The organism is Psychroflexus curvus (assembly GCF_020164585.1).
Taxonomy (GTDB): domain Bacteria; phylum Bacteroidota; class Bacteroidia; order Flavobacteriales; family Flavobacteriaceae; genus Psychroflexus; species Psychroflexus curvus.
Window position 1 is genome coordinate 104,110 of record NZ_JAIQZF010000008.1, and the last position, 8,539, is coordinate 112,648.

Annotated in this window: 6 protein-coding genes; all 6 read left to right on the forward strand. The window is 41.6% G+C overall.

All coding sequences use genetic code 11. The features are described from left to right. Positions 1-16: 16 nt before the first annotated feature. The 6 genes from LB450_RS12485 (at position 17) to LB450_RS12510 (ending at position 6,965) form a co-directional block, all read left to right on the forward strand. Positions 17-1,111, forward strand: a complete 1,095-nt coding sequence (locus tag LB450_RS12485) for a glycosyltransferase family 4 protein (protein ID WP_224489374.1) — start codon at positions 17-19, stop codon at positions 1,109-1,111. 54 nt (positions 1,112-1,165) lie between these two features. Next, the gene (locus tag LB450_RS12490; protein WP_224489376.1) at positions 1,166-2,167 is read left to right on the forward strand and encodes an N-acetylneuraminate synthase family protein; all 1,002 of its coding nucleotides are present in this window, start codon (positions 1,166-1,168) and stop codon (positions 2,165-2,167) included. Positions 2,168-2,172: 5 nt separating this feature from the next. After that, positions 2,173-3,567, forward strand: a complete 1,395-nt coding sequence (locus LB450_RS12495; protein WP_224489378.1) for an O-antigen ligase family protein — start codon at positions 2,173-2,175, stop codon at positions 3,565-3,567. Next, positions 3,497-4,543, forward strand: a complete 1,047-nt coding sequence (locus LB450_RS12500; RefSeq protein WP_224489380.1) for a glycosyltransferase family 4 protein — start codon at positions 3,497-3,499, stop codon at positions 4,541-4,543. Before LB450_RS12495 ends, LB450_RS12500 begins: the two co-directional genes overlap by 71 nt. Positions 4,544-4,693: 150 nt before the next feature. Next, a complete protein-coding gene (locus tag LB450_RS12505) occupies positions 4,694-4,900 on the forward strand; it encodes a hypothetical protein (RefSeq protein WP_224489381.1) in 207 nt (68 codons plus the stop codon). 997 nt (positions 4,901-5,897) lie between these two features. Beyond that, entirely contained in the window at positions 5,898-6,965 is a 1,068-nt protein-coding gene (locus LB450_RS12510) for a branched-chain amino acid aminotransferase (RefSeq protein ID WP_224489383.1), read from the forward strand. The last annotated feature ends 1,574 nt before the right edge of the window (positions 6,966-8,539 follow it).

Below are 8,539 nucleotides of genomic sequence, written 5' to 3' on the forward strand. Positions count from 1 at the left end.
CATTAACTAAGACCTAATGACTAACCACTACCCACTAAAAACTAATCTCCGCGTCCTTCAGCTGATCGATTCCCTTGAGGCTGGTGGCGCCGAACGCATGGCTGTTAACCTGGCCAATGCTTTGGTGGAAAAGGTGGAGTTTTCGGGAATTGTTACGACAAGAAACGAAGGGATACTTAAAACTCAAATAAATGAAAAAGTTGAGTATTTGTATTGTACTAAGAAATCGAGTTTGGACCTTAATGCTATTTCATCAACATTAAGATTTATCAAAACTCATGATGTGAATGTGTTACATGCACATGGAAGCTCTTATTTTTTTGCTTTTTTGCTAAAAATGTTTTTACCGAAATTAAAACTGATATGGCATGACCATCATGGAAACCGACCTAAAGAAGAAACTTCAATGAACACAAAGGTATTGAAGGTAATTTCTTTATTTTTTAGTCATATTTTTTGTGTCAGTGAGCATTTAGTCAACTGGTCAAAGAAAACCTTGGATAACTCAAGTGTCTCTTTAATTCATAATTTTACTACTGGTAAAGATTCAGATTTTCACAAACAAACTGAACTCGATTTTCCATTTATACTATGTGTTGCTAATTTAAGATGGCAAAAAAATCACTTTAATTTGATTGAAGCTTATGCTTTGCTACAAGATAAGAGCATGAAACTTCTTTTAGTAGGTAAAGATGAAAATGACGAGTATGCTCAGCAATTAAAAAATAAAATTAAAGAATTAAACTTAGAGCAGGATGTTTATATGCTTGGTCAACGTTCTGATGTGGATTCTATCATAGCAAATTCATCAATTTGTGTATTGTCCTCCGATGTAGAAGCCTTGCCAATGGTGTTAATCGAGTATGCAAATCATAGAAAACCCGTTGTGGTCACTGATGTAGGGCAGTGTGCTAGTGTTGTGGGTGAGTTTGGTCAGGTCGTCAAACCAAACAATCCGAAAGCTCTTTCAGAGGCGATTAGTTTTTATATCAAAAATAAAGATATAGCCCAAAGCCATGCCCGGGCTTTACAAGCTAAAATTAAAAAAGAATTTGATTCTGAGGTGATTATCAACGAAATCATCGGAATTTACAAAGCCGTTTTAAAATGAGTTGGGTTTCCTAAAGATGTCTATTTTTACACATCAAGATATAACTTAAAAACTATGACATATCTTATCGCTGAAGTCGGACAGGCGCATGAGGGAAGTTTGGGCATGTTACATGCCTATATAGATGCCGTGGCTAAGACGGGTGTTGATGCCATTAAATTTCAAACCCATATCGCTGAGGCAGAAAGCAGCCTGCATGAACCCTTTCGGGTGAAATTTTCCAGGCAGGATAAAACCCGGTACGACTACTGGAAGCGCATGTCTTTTTCGCAAGAGCAATGGAATGACATAGGAACGCACTGTAAAGAGGTGGGTCTGGACTTTATTTCCAGTCCGTTTTCCAACGCCGCAGTTGATGTGTTGGAACAGGCAGGTGTACAGCAGTATAAGGTAGGAAGTGGAGAGGTCAATAATTTTCTGTTACTGGAAAAAATTGCCCGGACTCAAAAGCCGGTGATTTTATCCAGTGGGATGAGCTCCTGGAATGAGTTAAAAAAAAGCCTTGAGTTTCTAAAATCAAGAAAGGTGGACTACTCTATTTTGCAGTGCACCACCAATTATCCCACTCAGCCTCAGGACTGGGGACTCCATATGATTAAGGAATTTAAAGATTTTTTCAAAGTACAAACAGGCTATTCCGATCATTCCGGAAGCATTACCTCTGCGATTTCAGCCATGAGTTTAGGAGCAGATATCCTGGAGTTTCACGTCGTTTTTCATAAAGAGATGTTTGGTCCCGATGTAAGTTCTTCCTTGAGCCTGGAAGAAGTTCAGCAGATTGTCAACGCAAGAAATGAGTTACAGATTGCTTTAGAAAATCCGGTAGATAAATCTGATCATTCCCAATTCGAAAGTTTAAAAACGATCTTTGAAAAATCTTTGGCGGTCAACAAAGATTTAAAAAAAGGGCATATCCTTCGTTTTGAAGACCTGGAAGCCAAAAAGCCTAAACATTTAGGTATCGAGGCCGGTAAATTTGAATCGGTGATCGGCAAGCAACTAAAAATCACTAAAAAACAATGGGATTTTCTGAAAGAGGAAGATCTTGAAGCCTAAGTTAAATGTTGAATAAAGCGACTTCCTATACCTATACTATGTACCAGTATCTGGCCCTGCATGTCCTGACAGGGATAGTTGTAAGTCGGTTTCGTGGCCTTGCTCAATTGTACTTAGCCGCACTGCTTGTGTATTTTATCTTACAAATCTTACAAAAAAGAGATAAGACCTTTTGGGTGCTGGCGGGCGCCGGTTATTTTGCTTCAGCTGAGGTTTTTTTACGGATGACAGGAGCATCACCGTTTTGGGAACTGGCCAAGTATGTGGTCATTTTTTTTATGTTGCTGGGGATGTTTTATGAAGGCTTTAAACTCAAAGCCTGGCCTGTCTTGATTTTTTTGATTTTATTGCTACCTGGAGTTGTCGTGACTTACCTTAATTTTGATTATTTAGATGAAAGCTTTAGAAAAACTATTTTATTCAACTTAACCGGGCCTCTTTCTTTGGTGGCAACCGCTTTGTTTTGCTACCACAGGCCAATCAAAATGCAAAGCCTGTTGAAACTGGTAGATGTGATGATACTGCCTATCCTATCTATGCTGGTGTATATCATATTGTATGCCCCACCCATGGAACAAATCGTGTTTACGACAGAATCCAACGCCCTGGCTTCCGGAGGCTATAGCGGTAATCAGGTGGCGACGGTATTGGGCTTAGGCATGTTTTTAACTTACGTCAGGTTTTTAATACCCTATAGAAACCAGCTTTTAAACCTCATCAATATGGGGCTTTTAGGCCTAATGACCTACCGCTGCTTGTTGACCTTTTCCAGAGGAGGCTTTATCACGGCCTTAGCGATGATGTTTGTGTTTTCGCTCTTGTTTATCAGATGGGCACCACTGGTCAAAAAAGCCAAAGCCACAGTTAAGCTTGTCGGTTTGGGTGTTGGCGGGTTTTTGATCTGGGGGGTGGCTATGGCTGTGACCGGAGGTCTGATCCTCAACCGCTATGCGGGAGAAAATGCTAAAGGTGAAGAACAGGATATTACGACTGGACGGGCAGAAATCATCAGTGAAGAACTTACCGCCTTCTTAGAGGAACCTTTTTTAGGGGTGGGCGTCGGCATGGGTAAGTTTTTTAGATACGAATTAGATGGGCAATTGGCCGCCAGCCACAATGAAATCGCCAGAATGCTTGCCGAGCACGGGTTTTTAGGTATTTTAGCCATATTGATTTTACTCTTGATTCCTCTGGGGCTTTTGTTGTCCAGAAACAGAAATTTATTGATGTTGCCCTTTGTCGCTTTTTGGTTTTTAACCATCAACCACTCCGCGATGCGGGTAGCTTTGCCGGGATTTATGTATGGATTAGCCTTATTAACTATAAACTATGCCTCCAATAAAAAGAAAAAACACAAAACCAAAGCAACTGCTGTATCTCGGCAACCAACTCTCAGGTAAAGGGAGAAATGTGTCTACGGTTGAGGTGTTGTCTGGTCTGCTAGAAGCTGAAGGCTATACACTAGTTTCCGGGTCCAGCCAAAAAAATCCAGCACTTCGCTTATTGGATATGCTTTATAGGCTCATTAGGTACCGGTCTCAAACCGACCTTTTGCTTATAGATACCTATAGTACCTCTGCCTTTTGGTATGCTTATGTCATCAGCAGGCTGGCGTGTGTCCTTAAGCTAAGCTACATTCCCATTTTACACGGGGGTAATCTTCCTCAGCGTCTTAAAACCCATCCCCGGCAATGTCAGCAACTCTTTGGTAGAGCTAAAGTCAATGTAGCCCCGTCGGCTTACCTGATGCATCATTTTCAAAAAGCGGGCTACACCAACCTCAAGTACATTCCCAATAGCATTGCTTTAGAACATTATACGTTTAAAGAACGCCAGCCACTTCAGCCCAGGTTGTTATGGGTGAGGTCCTTTGCCCAAATCTACAACCCACTTCTAGCCCTCCAGGTGTTGCAGGAGCTTCTCCAGACCCATCCGGAAGCTAAGCTGAGTATGGTGGGGCCTTTTAAGGATGAGTCCATCGACGAATGCAAAGCCTATGCGGAAGCACATCAGCTGCCGGTGACCTTTACGGGGGGCATGTCCAAGTCCGACTGGATAAGCTATGCCACCGATTTTGATATCTTCATCAACACCACCCATGTGGACAACACGCCGGTCAGTGTCATCGAAGCCATGGCCCTGGGCCTTCCGGTAGTAAGTACCAATGTAGGAGGCATTCCTTATTTATTAGACGATAAAGTCGATGCTCTGCTGGTAGACCCCGGAAACGTCGCCGCCTTCACCAAAGCCATCCTGAAACTTTTACAACACCCGGACTTAGCCCGGCAACTCTCCGCCACCGCCCAAAAAAAAGTAGAACGCTTCGACTGGCAGGTGGTGAAGAAGGAGTGGAACGCAGTGCTTAGAGGGGAGTGATGATTGGAGATTGATGATTGAAGATTGAAGATTTGATTTTCCCTAGATAGCCTTGACCGTTCACTGTTTACTGTTGGCTCTTGACAAAGACTGCTGATTAAATAAAGAGTAATAATTTCAAATTAGAATCTCAAAAACGGCCTACTTTTTATGGATGTAAGAAAACAAGTAAGTGGTGAAGCTAGGATGAGGAGCAAAGCACTAGTGAAACGGTTTGCTTTGCGTGGAGGAGCCACTTATGTAGTTTTAAAAGACATAAAAATAAGCCTAGTCCCCAAGGCTTTGGGGATTGGTTCTTTTTTGGGCGATGCAAAAAAGAATGAAAATTTTAATTTTATCGAGATTGTGTATAATTGAGTTCTAGAATAGTCGTGTTTCGTGACTCCCGGTTCTACCGTTGACTGTTCACCCTTCACTCTTAACCCTTGACTTTTGAAAGCGACCGATGGCTGAGCCTGCCTTCCAAGTTAACGCAGGCGGGCCTGCCCGTTCTGGCGGGAACCGCAGGCGGGTGTCCGCCTGAGGCGGATGCATCGAAGCCACATTGTCGAGAAACGTCATTTCGATACGTCCTGTCTATCGCCAGAACACTCAATGACCAGCACCAGAATTTTGGTGGTGAAGTCAAACGGTAAAATTTGGTATCCATCAAAGGCAGATTTGTCGAAGCTACGAGTGAGTTATCTGTTATCTGGTTAAGACCTTAATAAAAGCTTTTGTTATAGGTGTAAAAACATGTAGTATTTTAAAGCTAGGTTTTTGAAAAACGGCATATCAAAAAAAATATTGAAAATCAAGGAAGCAGTTTGGCTATGAGATGAAAATCTGTTTGAAATCGCCGTTAGGCGGTTGAGTTATTTTTCATCTGTGGCTGGGGATTCCGTAGGATTTTTTATAATTTTTTTTGTAAGCCTAGACTTTTTTGTTTCTTTTTTGGGCGATGCAAAAAAGAAAAAGAGTATTAATTCTTTTGTTCTCAATAACAAGCATTTTGGTGGTGGAGTCAAACGGTAAAACTAGGCGTTTGCCAAAGGCACGAAGGCAGGCTCGAAGTGACATTGTTAAACCTGGTTTAAGTGAATAGTGATTAGTCGTGTTTCGTGATTCTTCAGTTTATCGCTCACACTTTACTCTTCACAGAGAGTATAAACCAGTCGTGTCTCGTGTCTCTTGTTTCTTTTGCTTCCAGTTCACCCTTCACCCTTCACTTCCTTCCTCAAGCCATAAAATTCACAACAAAACACGGCTTTTGATGATAATACTTAAAAATTTAAAATAAGAATAACACCAATGTTAGGAATCTTCCTGAATAAGGCTTACTAAATTTTAGTACATTTGTAAAAACTTCAAAGCAATGAATAACACTGATATACAACTTGATATTAAGAAAGCTGAAAACTCCAGAATAGACCAGGTAGATTTCAGCAATCTTCAGTTTGGAAAAATTAATGCAGACCATATGATGTATTGTGATTACATCGATGGAGCGTGGCAAACGCCTCAAATCGTTCCTTACGGACCGATGGAAATTGAGCCTTCTGCCAAAGTGTTTCATTACGGTCAGGCCGTGTTTGAAGGGATGAAAGCCTTTAAAGATGAAGAGGATCAGGTCTGGTTGTTTAGACCCGAACAGAATTTTGAGCGTATCAACACATCCTCCAAACGTCTGGCGATTCCGGAATTTCCAAAAGATCACTTCTTTACCTCACTAAAGACCCTGCTGGAAATGGATAAAGACTGGATCAAGAAAGGCGAAGGAAATTCGCTTTACATCCGTCCGTTTGTGATCGCTACTGAAAACGGCGTTTCCGCATCAGAGTCCAATCGCTACCGATTTATGATCATCACCTGTCCGGCACAGGCGTACTATAACAAACCTATCAAAGTCATCTTTGCTCAGGAATACTCCAGAGCTGCTGATGGCGGGGTGGGTTATGCGAAAGCTGCCGGTAACTATGGCGCTCAATTTTATCCAACCAAACTGGCCAAAGCCAAAGGCTTGGACCAGATCATTTGGACCGATGCCAGTTCCCACGAATACCTGGAGGAAGCCGGAACCATGAACATTTTCTTTAGAGTAGGCGATAAGCTGCTTACCGCACCAACCAACGACAGGATTTTGGATGGGGTCACCCGTAAAAGCATCATACAGTTAGCGAAAGATAATAATGTAGACGTGGTAGTTGAAAAGGTATCGGTTAAAGAAATAGTCAATGCTGCCAAAAACGGGGAACTCAAAGAAATCTTTGGCGCAGGAACGGCGGCAACAGTTGTGAGAGTGGACGGATTTGAATACGATGGCACTTACTATGACCTGCCAACGATTGATGAACCCTACGGCACCTTCTTCAAAAAATCCCTACAGGACATTCAGTACAATAAAGTAAAAGATCCACACGGCTGGACTGTGAAAGCGTTTTGATTAGTAACTAGTATCAAGTAGTCAGTAGTCAGTAGTAAGTAGTCAGTATTCGATGTTCATGCTTTGTATATTCGCGTATTTGGCATGGCGCTGTATCTAAGTCCCCATTAATCGATTACACGAATATTCGAATATTCGGCGTGGCTGTGCCACTAATCGTATAGTCGGCAGAGCGGTGTAGCATAGATTTTAATAAGAATATTTTTAAAGCAGAATCTCAAAAACGGCCTATTTTTTATGGAATGATTAAAACAAAAAAGAGGTGAAGTTCGGGCGAAGGAGCAAAGCACTAGTGAAACGGTTTGCTTTGCGTGGAGGAGCCATTTTCGTAGTTTTAAAAGACATAAAAATAAGCCTAGACCTTTCCTGCCTACCTGCGGTTTAGCAGGCAGGTTGATTACTTTTTACGGCAATGGAAATCGAGGTACGAGATTCATGAACACTTAAAACAATAACAACTGGGGTGAACTAAAAAAGTAATGAGACATTAATTATATCGAAACGCCATTTAAGTGATGTTTAGTCTAGTAGTGGTTCCTGATTCTATTAAGTCGGTTGTCCATTAACCGTTCACCATTCACCTTTGACAAAGACCGGTGGCTGAGCCTGCCCGTTCTGGCGGGTGTCCGCCTCAGGCGGATGTATCGAAGCCAGGTCGTGATTTTTGAGTAGTAGCAAGTAGTCAGTATTCGATGTTCATGCTTCGCCTATTCGCGTATTAGGCATGGCGCTGTATCTAAGTCCCCATTAATCGATTACACGAATATTCGAATATTCGGCGTGGCTGCGCCACTAATCGTATAGTCGGCAGAGCGGTGTAGCGGGTAGACTGTAGGATTTAGGGAGTAGGTTGTAGGAGGATTGACCTTCCCTAAATAGCCTTGACCGTTTTGGTTAATATACTAATTGATTATTTTCATAATTCTATCGGACAATTATGAGCATGGCGCTGTATCTAAGTCCCCATTACTCGAATATTCGAATATTCGGCGTGGCTGTGCCACTAATCGTATATTCGGCAGAGCGGTGTAGCTTAGATTTTAATAAGAATATTTTCAAATCAGAATCTCAAAAACGGCCTATTTTTTATGGAATGATTAAAACAAAAAAGAGGTGAAGTGCGGGCGAAGGAGCAAAGCACTAGTGAAACGGTTTGCTTTGCGTGGAGGAACCACTTTTGTAGTTTTAAAAGACATAAAAATAAGCCTAGTCCCCAAGGCTTTGGGGATTGTTTCTTTTTTGGGCGATGCAAAAAAGAAAAGGATTGTTAAATTTTCTCAATAATCTCCATTTAGATAGTTGTCCAAGGTAACTTAATTTGCTTCATATTCGAATATTCGGCGTGGCTGTGCCACTAATCGTATATTCGGCAGAGCGGTGTAGGGAGTAGCATGACCTTTCCTTAATTAGAACTGTATATTAATGACGCAACAGGCTTCTTCCCTTAGAGATACTGTGTAAAAACACAAGCAATCTTAAGTTTTTTTCATATTTTTATTCTTTAGGAAGTTATCTGACTATCCTGCGACGGGGCTACGGTCTCGTCTTTTTTTTGTCCAATCATAAGTTGGATC

Coding starts and splice junctions, on each gene's coding strand:
- LB450_RS12490 (WP_224489376.1), top strand. CDS start 1,166: ATGACATATCTTATCGCTGAAGTCGGACAGGCGCATGAGGGAAGTTTG.
- LB450_RS12500 (WP_224489380.1), top strand. CDS start 3,497: ATGCCTCCAATAAAAAGAAAAAACACAAAACCAAAGCAACTGCTGTAT.
- LB450_RS12485 (WP_224489374.1), top strand. CDS start 17: ATGACTAACCACTACCCACTAAAAACTAATCTCCGCGTCCTTCAGCTG.
- LB450_RS12495 (WP_224489378.1), top strand. CDS start 2,173: ATGTTGAATAAAGCGACTTCCTATACCTATACTATGTACCAGTATCTG.
- LB450_RS12510 (WP_224489383.1), top strand. CDS start 5,898: ATGAATAACACTGATATACAACTTGATATTAAGAAAGCTGAAAACTCC.
- LB450_RS12505 (WP_224489381.1), top strand. CDS start 4,694: ATGGATGTAAGAAAACAAGTAAGTGGTGAAGCTAGGATGAGGAGCAAA.